Source organism: Enemella dayhoffiae (assembly GCF_002250625.1).
GTDB lineage: Bacteria > Actinomycetota > Actinomycetes > Propionibacteriales > Propionibacteriaceae > Enemella > Enemella dayhoffiae.
In genome coordinates this window covers 157739-173498 of sequence record NZ_NMVQ01000012.1, presented here as the reverse complement: position 1 = coordinate 173498, position 15760 = coordinate 157739, and the positions used below count along the sequence as shown (strand labels likewise).

Sequence of the window (15760 nt, the reverse complement as noted above, 5' to 3'; positions counted from 1 at the left end):
CGTGGCCCCACGAGTGGAGCTTGGGGCCGAGCGTACCCGCCGTTCGAGCCAGATCCAGACCCATTTCCAGGTTCCGGGCGTGGCGAGTCGCAGAGCCGCTTCGGCACGGCGCGCGTCCCGGGCGTACGCCGCCGCTGCGGGTAGCCTGCCGGGGTGTCAGAAACAGCCACCCAAAGCAGCTCCCGCACCGCCAAGAAGACCGGTGCCGTGGGCCACGACTACGAGGCCCGGCACCTGCTGGTGCTGGAGGGACTCGAGGCGGTCCGCAAGCGCCCGGCCATGTACATCGGCTCCACCGACACCAAGGGGCTGATGCACTGCCTGTGGGAGATCATCGACAACGCGGTGGACGAGGCGCTGAGCGGGTTCGGCACCGAGATTGAGGTGGTGCTCGCCAAGGACGGCAGCATCAAGGTCACCGACCACGCCCGCGGCATCCCCGTCGACGTCGAACCGCGCACCGGGCTCTCCGGGGTCGAGGTGGTGTTCACCAAGCTGCACGCCGGCGGCAAGTTCGGCGCCGGTTCCTACAACGCGACCGGCGGCCTGCACGGGGTCGGCGCCTCGGTGGTCAACGCGCTTTCGTCGCGACTCGACGTCGAGGTCGACCGCAGCTCGACCACCTGGGGGATGTCGTTCAAGCACGGCATCCCCGGCACCTTCGACGGGGAGGGACCGAACGCGAAGTTCACCCCCGGCGGTGGGCTGCAGAAGCTCGGCCGGGCCAAACGCGGGGCAACCGGCACGCGGGTGCGGTACTGGCCGGACCGGCAGATCTTCCTCAAGGACGCGGCCCTGTCCCTGGAGTCGCTCACCGGGCGGGCCCGGCAGACCAGCTTCCTTGTGCCCGGCCTGGCGATCTCGGTCCGCGACGAACGCGGCAACGAGGTGGTCGAGGAGGTGCACCGCCACGACGGTGGCATCTCCGAGTTCTGCGAATTCCTGGCCGCCGATCAGCCGCTCACCGAGGTCATCCGACTGCAGGGCCGCGACGAGTTCACCGAGACCGTACCGATGCTGGACGACAACGGCTCGCTCACCCCGACCGACGTCGACCGCGACGTCGAGGTGGACATCGCACTGCGCTGGGGACACGGCTATGACACCACCACCAAGTCGTTCGTGAACATCATCGCCACCCCCAAGGGCGGCACCCACGTCGCCGGCTATGAACGGGCGATGACCAAGGCGCTCAGCAAGGCGCTGGAAGGGACGCGGCTGCTCAAGTCGGGCGAGGAGATCGTCAAGGACGACGTGCTCGAAGGGCTGACCTCGGTCGTCACGGTACGCCTGGCCGAGCCCCAGTTCGAGGGGCAGACCAAGGAGGTGCTGGGTACGCCGGCGGTGTCGCGGCTGGTGGCCAAGGTGGTCGAGCGTGAGCTCGGGGATTTCCTGTCCAGCAACAAGGCGGCGGTCAAACACCAGGCCCGCACCGTGCTGGAGAAGGTGGTCTCGGCCTCGCGTACCCGCGTCCAGGCACGGGCCCACAAGGAGGCCCAGCGCCGCAAGAACGCGCTCGAGTCGTCCACCCTGCCGGCCAAGCTGAAGGACTGCCGCTCCAACGACGTGGACAAGTGTGAGCTGTTCATCGTCGAGGGCGACTCCGCCCTCGGCACCGCGCAACGGGCGCGCAACTCGGAATATCAAGCCCTGTTGCCGATCCGCGGCAAGATCCTCAACGTGCAGAAGGCGTCGGTCGGCGACATGTTGAAGAACGCCGAGTGCTCCTCGATCATCCAGGTCGTCGGCGGGGGATCGGGACGCACCTTCGAGCTCGATGCGGTCCGCTACGGGAAGATCATCTTCATGGCGGACGCCGATTCCGACGGGGCGCACATCCGCACCCTGTTGGCGACGCTGTTCTTCAAGTACATGCGACCGTTGCTGGAGGCCGGCCGCGTCTATACCGCCGTGCCGCCGTTGCACCGTTTCGAGATCACCAACCCGCGCAAGGGGATGGAGAAGTATCTCTACACCTATTCGGATGCGGAGTATCAGCGCAAGACCGCGGAGCTGACGAAGAAGAACATCGCGTTCAAAGAACCCCAGCGTTACAAGGGATTGGGCGAGATGGACGCCGACCAGCTCAAGGAGACCACGATGTCTCCGCTGCACCGCACCCTGCGTCGGATGACCGTCGACGACGCCGCCGTCGCCGAGACCACCTTCGAGATGCTTATGGGCAACGAGGTCGCCCCACGCAAGGAGTTCATCGTCGACGGGGCGTACGCCATCGACGCCGAGCAGATCGATGCGTGACTGAATTGTGCGACTGCGGGTTGAATTGCGCGCTCCGCGCGCGAACGGTCGCTCTGAGTTGCGTCGCTTCGGCTGAAATCCGCGTGCGGGCGGGCAGACAGCCTGCGGAGGTGAGCGGATTTCAACCTCGGGCTCCGCAACTCAGCCCGGGGGACGCTCCCTCTGATCAGAGTTCTGGCGAGTTGATCACTTGGTCGGTCAGCCCTCGGGGCGGTGGACCTGGGCGGCGAGGTGGTGGGGGGCCTGGAGGCAGTAGGAGTCGGTGAGCAGTTCGGCGACCTCGGTCCAGTCGGTGCCGTCGCCGAGGATCATCCCGACGACGTTGCTGCCCCAGCCGGCTCGGTAGTACGGCTCGCCGAGGTGAGGATCGCGTCCAGACACTGGATCATCTCCGCGGGCACCGGCGGTCGCTCAGCCATGACCCCAGCCTGCCAGTCGGACTCTGGCAGCAAGGGGAGTGTCCCGTGGGCTCGCGGCGTGATGCCCCGAAAATGATCGGGCATCCGACCGATGAAACATTCGGATGCCCGATCACGTGGGAGCTTGATCCCGCGGAGCGCGCAATCAACTCAGGTTGAACGCCCAGGTGAGGCCGAAGCGGTCGGTGAACTGGCCGTAGGTGTCCCCCCACGGCTGCTTGTCCAGGGGGACGTGCACGGTGGCTCCCTCGGCGGAGAGCTGGTCGAACCAGTCGCGGACCTGTTCGGAGTCATCGGCGAAGATGCACAGCTCGAAACCCTGGATCGGGGTGCGGGTGTTCATGCAGTCGTCCGAGCCATAGATGGTGAAGTGGTCGGTCTTCAGCTGGGCGTGCATCACCATGTCCTCGGGCATGCCCTCGGCGTTGTCGTCACCGGGCATGTCCTTGGTACGCAGGATCACCGGCTCGACGCCGAACACCTTGCCGTAGGCGGCGAACGCCTCGGCGGCACAGTTGGTCGGGAAGTGGACGTAGGGGGCGAGGTAGGTCTGCATGATCGGTTCCTTTCGGGACTCGGATTCGGTGATGAGCACAACGCTAACCACCACTGGAGAGACCGACTTCTCCAATCTTGCGGCAGTGTCGCCCGTCCCCGGGACCGCCGCCGGATAGCCTGTCGCCGTGAGCACCACTGCCGCCGCGCCCGCCCGCAGCCCTCGGCGTACCGTCATCTCCTGGTGCCTGTGGGACTTCGGGTCGAACGCGTTCAACACGGTCATGCTGTCGTTCGTGTTCTCGGTCTATGTCACCAAGGCGGTCGCCGCGAACGACGAACGTGGCCAACAGGTGTTCGCGAACTGGCAGACCGTCGCCGGGATCGTGGTCGCGCTCGCGGCACCGGTCGTCGGCGCCTGGGGGGACCGGGTACGCAACCGCAAGGCGGTGCTGGGGGTCCTCACGCTGCTCGTTGTCGCCTGCATCGCCGCGTGCTGGTTCGTCCGACCCGAGGACCAGTACCTGTTCCTCGGTGCCGGCCTGATCGCCGGTGCGCAGGTCTTCCAGGGGATGGCCGAGATCTTCTACAACGCCATGTTGACCCAGATCTCGACCCCGGCCACGATCGGCCGGATTTCCGGCACTGCTTGGGGTCTGGGCTATTTCGGTGGGGTGATCTGCCTGGTCGTCGCGGCGATCGGGTTCGTGCAGAACGCCCTCGGACTGCCTGAGGCGGACTCGCTCAACATCCGCGGGATCGCGCTGTTCTGTGCCGCCTGGCTGCTGATCATGTCGGTACCGGTGATGTTCCTCGGTCCGCCCGCGCTGCCCCGGGAACGTCTGTCCCGCTTCAACCCGCTGCAGGCGTACGCCGACATGGTGCGGTTGCTGCGCGGGCGGCGGCAGATGGCGCACTTCCTCATCGCCTCAGCGATCTATCGCGACGGGCTGTCGGCGGTGTTCACCTTCGCCGGGGTGATCGCCGCCACCTCCTATGGGTTCTCCAGCACCGAGGTGCTCTTCTTCGGTCTGGCGGCCAACGTCGCGGCGGCCGTTGGCACCTGGGTCTGGGGGATCGTCGACGACCGGATCGGGCCGCGGCCGGTGATCCTGGTGACGCTGGTCGCGATGGTGGTCACCGGGGTGGTGATCGTGCTGGTCCCGGCCAAGCTCTTCTTCTGGGTGGGTGGGGTGGTGATCTCGTCGATGGTCGGCGCGGTCCAGTCCTCCTCGCGCACGCTGCTCGCCCGGATCATCGAACCGGGGGAGGAGAACGAGGTGTTCGGCCTGTACGCCACCGTCGGGCGGGCGGTCAGCTTCCTCGCCCCGGCGCTGGTGGCGCTGTTCACCGCCCTGTTCGGGGTACGTCTGGGCCTGCTCGGGATCGTGCTCACCCTGCTGCTGGGGTTGGCCGTGTTCTGGCCGCTGCGGATCAGCGGGGTGACCCACGACCGCGTGCCCCCCACCAACGAGCCGTCGGTTCGGGAGGGAGTCTGACATGCAGGTCGCGATCATCGGTGCCGGGATCGGTGGGCTCTCGCTGGCCCTGTCCCTGCACGCCGCCGGGATCGGTTGCTCGATTCACGAAGCAGCACGGGAGGTCCGCGGGCTCGGGGTGGGCATCAACCTGCTCCCGCACGCAGGCAAGGAACTCGCCGACCTGGGCCTGCTGGACCGGATTCTCCAGATCGGGGTGAGCACCGAACGGCTCGTCTACCTGACCCGCCGCGGCGAGCAGGTGTGGGAGGAGCCGCGCGGTCTGGCGGCCGGCTATCACTGGCCGCAGGTGTCCATCCACCGCGGCGCGCTGCAGCTGCTGCTGCGCGACGCGGTGCTGGAGCGGCTCGGGCCGGACGCGATCTACACCGGACAACGAGTCGTCCGCACCGAGACCACCGAGGACGGTCGGCGGGCGCGGGCCGAGCTGGTGGGCCCGGACGGCGCCCCACTCCCGGCGGTATCGGCGGACCTGATCGTCGCCGCCGACGGCATCCACTCCGCGGTACGCCGCCAGCAGCACCCCGACGAGGGGGGTCCGAGCTGGGGTGGGCACGTGCTGTGGCGCGGCACCACGGTCGGGAATCCTTTCCTGGGTGGGAACGCGATGGTGATCGCCGGGTTGAAAGGGCGCAAGTTCGTCAGCTATCCGATCCGGCACGAGGCCGACGGACGACAGCTGCTGAACTGGATCGCCAACATCGGTCTGCACGATCAACCCGAGGGTCTCTCGGCGGACTGGAACCGACCCGGACGCGCCGAGGACTTCCTGCACCACTACCAGGACTGGCAGATCGCCGACCCCCCGATCGCCGAGCTGGTGCACGCCTCGGGGGAGATCTTCGAATACCCGATGAGCGACCGGGAACCGTTGCCCAGCTGGATCTTCGGCCGGGTCGTGCTGCTCGGCGACGCCGCCCACGCGATGTACCCGATCGGCAGCAACGGGGCGGCCCAGGCGATCCTCGACGGCCGGCGGCTGGCACTGGAGCTCTCTCGCACCACCGATGTCGACGCGGCGCTGCGGGCGTACGACGAGGCGCGACGACCGCCGATGACGCGGCTGGTCACCGCCCACCGGGCCGAGGGTGCCGACGTGGTGCTCGACCTGGTCGAGGAACGCGCGCCCGACGGCTACGCCGACCTGGAGCAGGTGCTCCCGATGGCCGAACGGGTGGAGATCGCCGCCCACTACAAGCGGCTTGCCGGGTTCGACATCGAGCAGCTGAACTCGACCCCGCCGATGACGCCCCGCAGCGACTGAGACCGGTCAGTCGCCGAGCAGCTCGACCAGGGCCTCGGCCTGCTCGGCGCGAGTCGTCGCAATCGCCGCCTGGGCAGCGAAAACCCCGGCCTTGAGCCCGGTGATCCGGTGGTGCTCGTCCTCGGACCGGCGCGACAGCCGTTCCCGCACCAGCGGCGTACGCCCGGCGCGCAGCTCGACGGCGTGAGCACCGGCCCGCTCGGCAGCCTCGCGCTGGGTCTCGGCGTACGCCGTCAGCACCGCCCGGGCCAGTGGCGGTTCCAGTTGGTCCAGGAACACGGCCTGCAACCAGAACGGGTCCTTCTCCGGTGCGGCCTGGTGCACGGTGCCCACCCAGCGCTGCAGTTCGTTCTCGCCGGCCTCGGTGATCCGATAGCTGACCCGGCGCAGGTGCTCGCCACGGACCCCCTCGCTGCCGGTGACCAGTCCCTCGTCGACCAGCTTTCCCAACAGGGGATAGATCTGCGAGTGCCCGGCCGACCACAGCCAGCCCGCCGAGGAGTCGAAGAACCGGCTCAGTTCATAGCCGGTCATCTCCCGCGCGGCGAGGACTCCGAGCACGGCGTGGCGCAGGCTCATCGGTTCCGTTCGGACCAGGGGGTTCCCGCGCCGGCGATCAGCCCGCGCCACAGGTCGATGAAGTCGGGTTCGGCGGTGTCGAAGTGCCGCGGCACCCACGGCTGGTCCTCGGGAATCTCCCTGACCCCGAAGGAATACTCCCAGGTCACCCCCTCGGGCCCCTTGAAGTAGAGGAAGATGGCGGTCGACTGCGGGTGCCGGCCGGGGCCCATCAGGATCTCGACACCGTGGTGCTCGAGGAAACGCCAGTTGCGCATCAGGTCGTCGATGCTGGCCACCTGGAAGTTGACGTGGCCCAGACCCGTGCGGTCGGCGAACACGGCCAGCTTGTGGTGCACCGGGTCGAACCGCATCAGGCAGGCGTTCTCGCCGATCCAGTCCGACACCTTGATGTTGAAGTGCTCGCACCAGAACTGCTGCGCCTGCCGGACATCGGGCGCCTCGAGCCCGATGTGACCGAATTCGGTGATCCCTGCCGGACGGGTGAAGTGCACCGGCCGCGATTCGGTGTGGGTCTGGCCGGTGACCAGGTCCACCACGTTTCCGGCCGGGTCGACGAAGGAGAAGTATGCCTCCACCCGCCGCTCCGCACAGCCGGCCTCGTCTCCTGCTGTGACGTCGATCCCGGCCGCCTGCAGCTGCTCCGCGGCGGCCTCGAGAGCGGGTCGGTCGGCCACGGTGAAGGCGCTGGACAGCGTCCGCGGTTCGCCCTCGACGAACTGCACGCAGTGGCGCCGGTCGTCGGCGCGGAAGGAGGCGATCGAGTCGGTGTGCTCGACCAGCTCCAGCCCGACGATCTCGGTGGCGAACGCCACCTGGGTGGCCAGGTCGCGGGTGCCGATCCGGACGTAGGCAAGATCCTGCAGGGTGATCATCGGTTCTCCTCGGTGTCGTCCAGGTGGGCCCAGATCCGCCCCAGCAGCTCGTCCTCGGTGGCCTGCCAGGCGGCCTGCTCGGCGTGGCTGAGTGCGGTGGGGGTGCCGGCTGCGGCGGCGGTGGCGTTGATCCGGGCGGACGCCTCCAGCACCCACATCCGCGCGGCTGCCCGGCCCGGGTCGCCGGCCACGGTGAGCGCCCCGTTTCCCTTGAGCACCAGCGCTTTCCCGTCGCCCAGAGCCTCCGCCAGGCGTACGCCTCGTTCCCGGTCGCGGACCAGCTCGGCCTCCTCGAACACCGGGACCGGCGAGCCGCAGAAGCTGCCCTGACCGTGCAGCGGCAGGATGTCCAGCGCGGCGGAGGTGAGGGCGGTGGTCACCTCGGGCTGGGCCCGGCAGATCGCGCCGACATCCGGTCGGGCGCGATAGATCGCCAGGTGCAGCCAGGCCTCCTTCGGCGTACCAGCCGGCAACGCGTCGGCGGCCAGGTCGATCAGCTGGCAGCCGGCCGGCTCGGCTCGGCCCAGCGGGGTCGGAGGTGTGATCAGCAGCTGGTGGCCGGAGCGTACCGAGACGTGCCCGAAGGCGGTGGCGAGCCCATGGCGGGCCACCACCCGGGCGGCGCGACAGAGTTTCTCGGCAGCATGCATGACCGGAACTGAATCATGCTCACATAAACATGTCAATCCCGACAGTTTCAGCTCCTGAAGATCAGAGCACCTGGTTCAGGCGACCGGTGTCCACGTCGTAGAGGAAGCCGCCGATCTCGACCGGGGTGTCCTTGAGCAGCGGATGGTTGCGCAGGCGGCGTACGTCATAGCTGAGACCCGCCTTCTGGTCCGGGGTGGAGCCGAGCACCATGCCGCGGATGTCGGCGCCGGTGCGTTCGAGCACCTGAGCGGCGATCGTCGCGTCGTCGCCGGAGCCCATCGCACAGCGGGTGTGCGGCACGATCATGATCCGGTCGACGTTCAGCAGGTGCACGCTGAGGATGCAGCCGACCAGGGCGTCGGAGGTGATCCGACCGCCGGGGGTGCGCATGATCTTGGCGTCACCGAGCTTCAGGCCGACCATGGCCAGTGGGGTGATCCGCGAGTCCATGCAGGTGATGATGGCGACGCCGGCGCGGGCGATGCCGTCGAACCCGCTGTCGTTGAAATCGGTTGCGTAGCGTTCGTTTGCTTGCAGCAGATCGTCGAATCCTTGGCTCATGAGAGGCAGCCTAGTCCCTGGGATGAGTCGGGTGGTTCGGACTCACGCGGACGCGATCGCGGCGATCGGCTGGGCCGCCGGCGTACCGGAGCCGTCGCGGCGGGGATCCACCGGCGGCAGGTCGACCGCGGTGCCCGAGCCGGCGCAGGCGACCGGCGGGGCGGCGCCTGCCCAGGCCAGCTGCAGCCGGTCCTCACCCTTCAGGAACCGGTGGCAGCGCATGCCACCGGTGGCGCGGCCCTTGCCAGGATATTCGCTCAGCGGGGTGACCTTGACGCTGCCAGAATCAGTTCCGGGCAGGGAATCCCCGGAGCCGGAGATGGTGACCAGCACCGAGTCGGCCGGCGTGGCGACACCGAAGAACACCACCTCGGCGTCCTTGCCGAGCCGGATGCCGGCGATGCCCCCGCCGGCTCTGCCCTGGGGGCGTACCCCGCTGGCCGGGAAGTGCAGCAACTGCGCATCGGAGGTGACGAACACCAGCTGGCCGTCCTCCTCGTCGAGCTGGGTGGCGCCCACCACCCGATCCTTCGGAGCGAGGGTGATCACCTCCCACTCGTCGCGGCCGAGGATCTCCGGGCGGACCCGCTTCACCACGCCCTGGGCCGTGCCGATGGCCAGGCCGGGGGAGTCCGGGTCGAGGGTGGTCAGACAGAGCACCCGCTCGTTCTTGTTCAGCGACAGCAGTTCCTTCACTCGAGTGCCGCCCTGCAGGTTGGGCGCGTTGGCTGTCCGCGGGACGGTCGGCAGGTCGACCGCATTCAGGCGGAGCAGTCGACCGGCGGTCGTGACCACGCCGAAATCGGCGCGGGCGGTGGCCCGGATCCGGGAGACGATGACGTCGTGCCGGGCGCGGGATTCCCTGTCCGGCAACGGATCCGAGCCGTCCACCCGGGCGACCAGTCCGGTCGCGGACAGCAGCAGCCAGCACGGATCGTCGGCCACCTCGAGCGGGGCCGAGCTGGTGGTCACCTCACCGGAGGAGGCGAGCAGCACGGTACGCCGCGGCGTACCGAACCGCTTGGCGATCTCGGCCAGCTCATCGTTGACCACCTGGCGCAGCTTGTCGTCGTTGTCGATGATCTCGGTCAGCTCGGCGATCCGCTGCTTCAACTCGTCGCGCTCGGATTCCAGCTCGATCCGGGAAAACTTGGTCAGCCGGCGCAGCTGCATGTCCAGGATGTAGTTGGCCTGGGTCTCGGTGAGGTCGAACACCTCGATGAGTCGGGCGCGGGCCGCCGCCGCGTCGTCGGAGCCCCGGATGATCGCGATCACGTCATCGATGTCCAGAATCGCGATCAGCAGGCCCTCGACCAGGTGCAGCCGGTCCAGTGCACGATCGCGGTTGTAGGTGGTACGCCGCAGCACGACCTGCAGCCGGTGCTCCAGATAGACCGTGAGCATGTCGTGCAGGGTGAGCGTACGCGGCTGCCCCTCGACCAGGGCGACCGAGTTGATGTTGAACGATTCCTCGAGCTGGGTCAGCCTGAAAAGCTGCTGCAGCAGGGCTTCGGGGTTGATCCCGTTCTTCACCTCGATCACCAGGCGGGTGCCGGACTCGAGGTCGGAGAGGTCCTTGACGTCGGCGATGCCCTGCAGCTTCTTGCCCTGGACGAGGGCCTTGATCTTCTCGATCACTTTCTCCGGGCCGACGTTGTAGGGCAACTCCGTGACGACGATTCCCTTGCGGCGGGGGCTGACCTGCTCGATCCGGGTGGTGGCGCGGATCTTGAACGACCCCTTGCCAGTGGCGTACGCGTCGGCGATCCCGTCCAGGCCGACGATCTTGCCACCGGTCGGCAGGTCGGGCCCGGGGATGAACCGCATCAGCGTGTCCAGCTGGGCGTTCGGGTGCTTGAGCAGGTGGCGCAGCGCCTGGATCACCTCAACCAGGTTGTGCGGGGGAATGTTGGTGGCCATCCCGACGGCGATACCGGTGGTGCCGTTGACGAGCAGGTTGGGGAAGGCGGCCGGCAGCACCACCGGTTCGGATTCCTTGCCGTCATAGTTGGGTTTGAAGTCGACGGTGTCCTGGTCGAGCTCGGCGGTCATCGCCTCGGCGGCCTCGGCCATCCGGCACTCGGTGTAGCGCATCGCGGCCGGGCCAGCGTCGGGGGAGCCGAAGTTGCCGTGCCCGTCGACCAGCGGCAGCCGCATCGTCCAGTGCTGCGCCTGACGGACCAGGGCGTCATAGATGGCGCCGTCGCCGTGCGGGTGATACTGGCCCATCACCTGGCCGACCACGCGCGCACACTTCACGTGCGAGCGGTTCGGTCGCAGGTTCATCTCGTCCATCGAGAACAGGATCCGCCGCTGCACCGGCTTGAGCCCGTCACGGGCATCCGGCAGGGCGCGGGCATAGATGACCGAATAGGCATACTCGAGGAAGGAGGTCGGCATCTCGGAGGAGACATCGATGTCGATGATCTTCTCCACGAAGTCGTCGTCGACGACCTCGCTCTTCCTCGGTGCCATCTGCCGCTTCTCTCCCTCGTCCTGCCTCGGCGCCCTGACCGGGCGCCCGCCATTGTCTCGCACCCGAGAGGTGCGGTCAGGTCCTGCCCGTGGCGTGTCGGAAACGGGTCCTGTTAGCCAAGCCCGCACCACTCTGAGGTGATCGCCATGCCAAGACCTGGTCATCTGTTCATCGTGCAGGGGGGCCTCACACGGCTCTCGGCGGACGCCTTTGTGATCCCCTGTGACAGCGAGCTCAATGTGGTGGGGCAGTGGCGGCCGTTCCTTGAGAACGAGGCGGGGCCGCAGGCCGTACGCCGAGCCGGGTGACCACCAATAACGACCCCTGCTTCAGCACGGAGCTGATGATCGCGATAAGGACCTCCGCGAGAGGCTGTTCGAGCTCGGCGAGGTGCTGCAAAGGAACCCCAATGGCGCGGGTGCCCACGCGGTCAGGGAATTGTTGCGGTCCATGGGGCACCCGACAGCCTGATCTGAATATTGTCATCAACCGCCAATGATCTGGAATTCCAGATCAGGATGTCCGGAGCAGCCGGAACTCCTTCTTGCGCAGCAGCCGCAGGATGATCGAGGCGGGCGGGCCGAAGGCGCGCAGGCCGGCCTCGGTGGCGTACGGCTCGATGGACACCACCCGGTGCCAGCGCCCGCCCACGCGCACGTCGCAGCCGCCGGCGGCGACGATGTTGCGCAGCCAGTCGACGCGATCACCCCAGGTGAGCTCGGCGATGAACCCCTCGGGGACCGGAGCGAGGATGACCGGGGTCTCGAAGGTTCGTCCAGAACGCCGACCGACGTGCCGGATCACCGAGAACGGCCCGCGGCCGGCGTGGGCCAGCCGCAGCGCCGTCGGGTTGAGTCGGCGGCCGACCAGCGCCAGGGCGCGGGTGCGGATGGGGTAGGCGGATGTCATGGCGCTCCGATCTGGTGAGGTCAGCGCAGGCCGCTGGCGAGGGTGGCGAGGCGATGGGGGATCGACGGGGTATGTCCGGCCAGGCCGAGCAGGCGCGGAACGATCCGGCGGACGACCGGTTGCCGGCTGGTGGCCAGGCCGAACAGGGTCTCGGTGGTGCGCACGATCTGGCGGGCGGCGGCTCGCCGGCGTACCCGCCACAGCTCGACCGCCTCGGGGCCGTCCACCAGTGCCTGGGCCAGCTCGATGCCGTCGACGATGCCGAGGTTCATCCCCTGACCACCCACCGGTGAGTGCACGTGCGCCGCATCCCCGACCAGGTTGATCCGGCCGCGCCCGAAGCTGTCCGCGAGCCGGTGCTGCACGCTGAACCGGGACGACCACTCCACCTCATCGATGGCCAACCCGGCCGGGCCTCTGGTGGCGAGCATGCGCTGCAGTATTTCTCTGCTGGGTTCGTTTTCGGTCGGCGCGTCGGCGATGATCCGGGTCAGCTGGTCGGGCAGCGATCCGAGCACCAGGATTCCGTCGGGTTCCAGGTGGAGGTTGAGCCCGGCCGGGGCGTCGCCGCTGAGGCGTACATCCGCCAGGGTGAAGTGGCGGGTGTCGCTGCTGCCCGGAAACCCGATCCCGGTCCGCGCGCGAATCACGCTGCCGAGCCCGTCCGCCCCGACGATCTGCGGTGCCGACAGTTCCTGCCCGTCGGCCAGGCGTACGCCGCCGTCGAAGCAGTCGACCACCTCGGTGCCGGGCAGCAGCTCGACCCCCAGCTCCACGCAGCGTTGCTGCAGCAGTCGCTCGGTCACCTCCTGGGAAACCACCAGCGCATACGGGAAGCGGCTGTTCACCCGCTGGAAGTCCGCGGCGAGCAGCGTCCGGCCACCCCGGCTGATGGTCAGCCGTCGGGAGGGGAGCCCCGCGTCGATCAGCGGCTGGGCGACGTCGATCGCCTCCAGCTCCTCCAGGGTGTGGGCGTGCACCACCAGGGCGCGGGAGTGCCGGCGCTGCTCCGTCCGGCGCTCCAGGACACGGACCCGGCGGCCCAGTCGGGCGGCGGCCGCGGCGGTGGCCAGGCCCGCCGGGCCACCGCCGACGACGAGGAGATCTGTGCTGTTCATGCCCCCAGCGTCGAGGCCTCGGGTCATAGTATTCAACAGTGATGAATAAACGACGGGGTCGACCGGCGGGCGGAGGCAGCAGTGCGGAGGCGATCAGAGCCGCCGCGCGCCGGCTCTTCGTGGCCCGTGGTTACCGCGGCACCACGCTGCGGGCGGTGGCGGCCGAGTGCTCGGTCGACGTGGCTGCGGTGAGCTATCACTTCGGCTCGAAGTCGGGGCTGTTCGCGGCGGCGATGGCGCTGCCGATGGCGCCCTCGGCGTTGCTGCGCGGGGTGCTGGACCAGCGCCCCGAGCGGGTCGGCCCGGTCCTGGTGGCGGCCGTGGTCGAGGCGTGGGAACGGCCGGAGGTCCGCGCCGCGATGGTCACCATGCTCGGGCAGGCGACCAGCGAACCGGAGGTCGCCCGCGCCCTGGCCGCCTATCTGGAACAGGAACTCGTGGCGCCGCTCGTTGAATACCTGCGAGGTCACGGGGCCGGCCAGCATGCCCGAGAGCGGGCGGCGGGCCTGATCGCGCTGGCCGGCGGGACCCTGCTCACCCGCTATGTGCTCGAGGTGCCGACCCTCGCCGGTCTGGACGTGGAGGAGTTGGTGCGGGCGATGACCGTGCCGGCGACGGCCGTGCTCGACGGGGGCGTCAGGCGCCGGTGACCAGCAGTACGCCGGCCAGGGCGATCCCGGCGACCAGCAGCGTGGACAGTACGCCGAGCAGCAGCGGCCGCGGCCCCACGTTGACCAGCGCCTTCAGGCGTACGCCCAGTCCCAGCGCGAACATCGCCGCCGCCAGCAGCGCGGTCTGCGCCCAGCTCGCCGCGGCGAGCACCGGCCCCGGAACCCACCCGGTCGAGGCGAGCAGCATCATGGCGAGGAAGCCGAGCACGAACACCGGTACCACCGGTGGTCGCTTCCCGGCGCCGGCGTGCCGCAACCCGGGATGGCGGCGGACGAGTAACCCCACCGACGCCATCACCGGCGCCAGCATCAGCACCCGCGCCAGCTTGACCAGCACCGCCTGATCCACCGCACCCGGACCGAGCGCGCCGCCGGCGGCCACCACCTGCGCCACCTCGTGGATCGAACCGCCCGCCCACAGCGCCGCGCTCGTCCCGCCCAGGCTCAGCGCGGTGGCCGCCAACGGCACCAGCACGATCATCAGCGAACCGAACAGCACCACCAGCGCGATCGCGGTGGCCACGTCTTCCTCCTCGCTCTCCATCACACCGTCCACCGCGGCGACGGCGGCGGCGCCGCAGATGGAGAACCCGCAGGCGATCAGCAGCGTCTGCGGCAGCGGCATCCGCAGCAGCCGACCCAGCCCGATGGTGCCCACGATGCCCAGGCCGACGATCGACACCACGACCAGCAGCATGGCCGGTCCGAGCCCGGCCACCTGGCCCAGGGACAGTTGCAGTCCGAGCAGCACGATGCCGACCCGCAGCAGCCTCTTGGCGGCCACCGCGACGCCGGGCTGCCAGCTCGCCGGCACCGTGATCACGTTGGTCAGCACCGCCCCCAGCAGGATCGCCACCAGCAGTGGGCTGGCCACCGGCACCGCCCGGTGCACCGCCAGCGCGATCGCGGTGGCCAGACCGCAGGCCAGCAGGCCGGGCAGCAGTCGCCCCGCGACGCAGACACCCGGGCGGGTCGGGGCGGTGGCTGCGGGCATGACCCCAGCGAACCCGCTCGCAGCCGTCGCCGGTAGTCCCGAGATCGCCAACACCCCATATCATCCTGATATGTCCCGACGCAGCGAGTGGCCCGATCTGAGCACCGTCGAGCTGCTCGTCGCGGTGGCCGACCACGGCAGCCTGGGCGCCGGGGCGAGGGCCGTCGGGATGGCCCAGCCCAACGCCAGCCGAAGCCTGCGCAGGCTCGAGGCCTGGGCCGGCGTACCCCTGCTGGAACGGCATCCCCGAGGCGCCCGCCCCACGCCTGCCGGGCTGCAGCTGGCCACCGAGGGCAGACAGCTGCTTGCCCGCGCATCCGAGTTCACCCGCAGCCTCGAGGGGCTCGTCACCGCCGAGAGTCTGCTCGTGGCGGCCAGCCAGACCATCTCGGAATGCCTGGCCGGCGCCTGGCTCGCCGAGTTGTACGCCGAGCACCCGGCCATCGAGGTGGGGTTGCAGGTGTGCAACTCCGACCAGGTGACGGCTCGGGTGCTGCGCGGTCAGGTGCGCCTGGGGTTCATCGAGTCCGGCCGGGTGGACCCGCGACTCCAGTCGAGCATCGTGGCCGCCGACCGGCTGGTCGTACTGGTCGCCCCCGAACACCCGTGGGCGCGCCGCGCCAGGCCGCTCGATCCGACCGACCTGGCCCGCACGCCGTTGGCGGTCCGCGAGCCGGGCTCGGGCACCCGTGAGGTGCTGGAGCGCCAGCTCGCCGGCCACGACCTGGCCCGCCCCGCCATCGAACTGACCAGCAACGCCGCCCTCCTCGGGGCGGTGGCGGCCGATCTGGCGCCGGCGGTGATCAGCGAACTCGCCGCCGCGGCCGCACTCGCCGCCGGACAGGTGGTCAGCGTCCCGGTCCGCGGGCTCAACCTGACCCGCCGATTGCACGCGGTCTGGGTCGCCCGGCTGCAGGGGGTGGCGTACGACCTCGTCCGGATCGCCGCGGCAACCGGTACGCCACCGCCGCGGCGTACCGGTTAGACCTG

Annotated in this window: 15 protein-coding genes; 5 read left to right on the top strand and 10 right to left on the bottom strand. The window is 69.3% G+C overall.

Annotation, left to right across the window (positions count from 1 at the left end; translation table 11 throughout):
- Positions 1–207 precede the first annotated feature (207 nt).
- The gene (locus CGZ93_RS08800) at positions 208–2259 is read left to right on the top strand and encodes a DNA gyrase/topoisomerase IV subunit B (protein ID WP_229117336.1); all 2052 of its coding nucleotides are present in this window, start codon (positions 208–210) and stop codon (positions 2257–2259) included.
- A gap of 198 nt (positions 2260–2457) precedes the next feature.
- On the opposite strand, the gene CGZ93_RS08795 is transcribed toward CGZ93_RS08800, so the two are convergent.
- Together CGZ93_RS08795 and CGZ93_RS18875 are read right to left on the bottom strand one after the other, a co-directional pair.
- Positions 2458–2640 (bottom strand): MmcQ/YjbR family DNA-binding protein, encoded by a 183-nt coding sequence (locus CGZ93_RS08795; protein WP_094363752.1) that lies wholly within the window; start codon positions 2638–2640, stop codon positions 2458–2460.
- A gap of 183 nt (positions 2641–2823) precedes the next feature.
- Positions 2824–3234 (bottom strand): VOC family protein, encoded by a 411-nt coding sequence (locus CGZ93_RS18875; RefSeq protein ID WP_171195897.1) that lies wholly within the window; start codon positions 3232–3234, stop codon positions 2824–2826.
- Between the two features lie 127 nt (positions 3235–3361).
- Between CGZ93_RS18875 and CGZ93_RS08785 the strand changes: the two genes are divergently transcribed.
- Together CGZ93_RS08785 and CGZ93_RS08780 are read left to right on the top strand one after the other, a co-directional pair.
- Positions 3362–4672 (top strand): MFS transporter, encoded by a 1311-nt coding sequence (locus CGZ93_RS08785; RefSeq protein WP_229117313.1) that lies wholly within the window; start codon positions 3362–3364, stop codon positions 4670–4672.
- Position 4673: 1 nt separating this feature from the next.
- On the top strand, positions 4674–5936 hold the full coding sequence (locus CGZ93_RS08780) for a flavin-dependent oxidoreductase (protein WP_094363749.1): 1263 nt from the start codon (positions 4674–4676) through the stop codon (positions 5934–5936).
- A gap of 6 nt (positions 5937–5942) precedes the next feature.
- Here the strand turns inward: CGZ93_RS08780 and CGZ93_RS08775 are convergent, their stop codons facing one another.
- The 7 genes from CGZ93_RS08775 to CGZ93_RS08745 form a co-directional block, all read right to left on the bottom strand.
- Positions 5943–6515 carry a PadR family transcriptional regulator gene (locus CGZ93_RS08775; protein WP_094363748.1) on the bottom strand — a complete coding sequence of 191 codons (573 nt, stop codon included), beginning with the start codon at positions 6513–6515 and terminating at the stop codon, positions 5943–5945.
- Positions 6512–7390, bottom strand: coding sequence for a VOC family protein (locus CGZ93_RS08770; protein WP_094363747.1), 879 nt, complete (start codon positions 7388–7390; stop codon positions 6512–6514). Before CGZ93_RS08770 ends, CGZ93_RS08775 begins: the two co-directional genes overlap by 4 nt.
- Entirely contained in the window at positions 7387–8040 is a 654-nt protein-coding gene (locus CGZ93_RS08765) for a class II aldolase/adducin family protein (protein WP_094363746.1), read from the bottom strand. Before CGZ93_RS08765 ends, CGZ93_RS08770 begins: the two co-directional genes overlap by 4 nt.
- Before the next feature lie 61 nt (positions 8041–8101).
- Complete coding sequence (locus CGZ93_RS08760; protein ID WP_094363745.1) at positions 8102–8602, bottom strand: beta-class carbonic anhydrase; 501 nt, start codon at positions 8600–8602, stop codon at positions 8102–8104.
- A gap of 42 nt (positions 8603–8644) precedes the next feature.
- Positions 8645–11077, bottom strand: coding sequence for a DNA gyrase/topoisomerase IV subunit A (locus tag CGZ93_RS08755; RefSeq protein WP_094363744.1), 2433 nt, complete (start codon positions 11075–11077; stop codon positions 8645–8647).
- A 514-nt stretch (positions 11078–11591) separates the two neighbouring features.
- Entirely contained in the window at positions 11592–11987 is a 396-nt protein-coding gene (locus CGZ93_RS08750; RefSeq protein WP_094363743.1) for a PNPOx family protein, read from the bottom strand.
- 20 nt (positions 11988–12007) lie between these two features.
- The gene (locus CGZ93_RS08745) at positions 12008–13132 is read right to left on the bottom strand and encodes an FAD-dependent monooxygenase (protein WP_094363742.1); all 1125 of its coding nucleotides are present in this window, start codon (positions 13130–13132) and stop codon (positions 12008–12010) included.
- Between the two features lie 14 nt (positions 13133–13146).
- On the opposite strand from CGZ93_RS08745, the gene CGZ93_RS08740 reads away from it, so the two are divergent.
- Positions 13147–13755, top strand: coding sequence for a TetR/AcrR family transcriptional regulator (locus CGZ93_RS08740; protein WP_141211148.1), 609 nt, complete (start codon positions 13147–13149; stop codon positions 13753–13755).
- On the opposite strand, the gene CGZ93_RS08735 is transcribed toward CGZ93_RS08740, so the two are convergent.
- Complete coding sequence (locus CGZ93_RS08735) at positions 13742–14770, bottom strand: YeiH family protein (protein WP_094363960.1); 1029 nt, start codon at positions 14768–14770, stop codon at positions 13742–13744. The genes CGZ93_RS08740 and CGZ93_RS08735 overlap by 14 nt on opposite strands.
- A 70-nt stretch (positions 14771–14840) precedes the next feature.
- Between CGZ93_RS08735 and CGZ93_RS08730 the strand changes: the two genes are divergently transcribed.
- Positions 14841–15755, top strand: coding sequence for a LysR family transcriptional regulator (locus CGZ93_RS08730; RefSeq protein WP_094363740.1), 915 nt, complete (start codon positions 14841–14843; stop codon positions 15753–15755).
- Positions 15756–15760 lie beyond the last annotated feature (5 nt).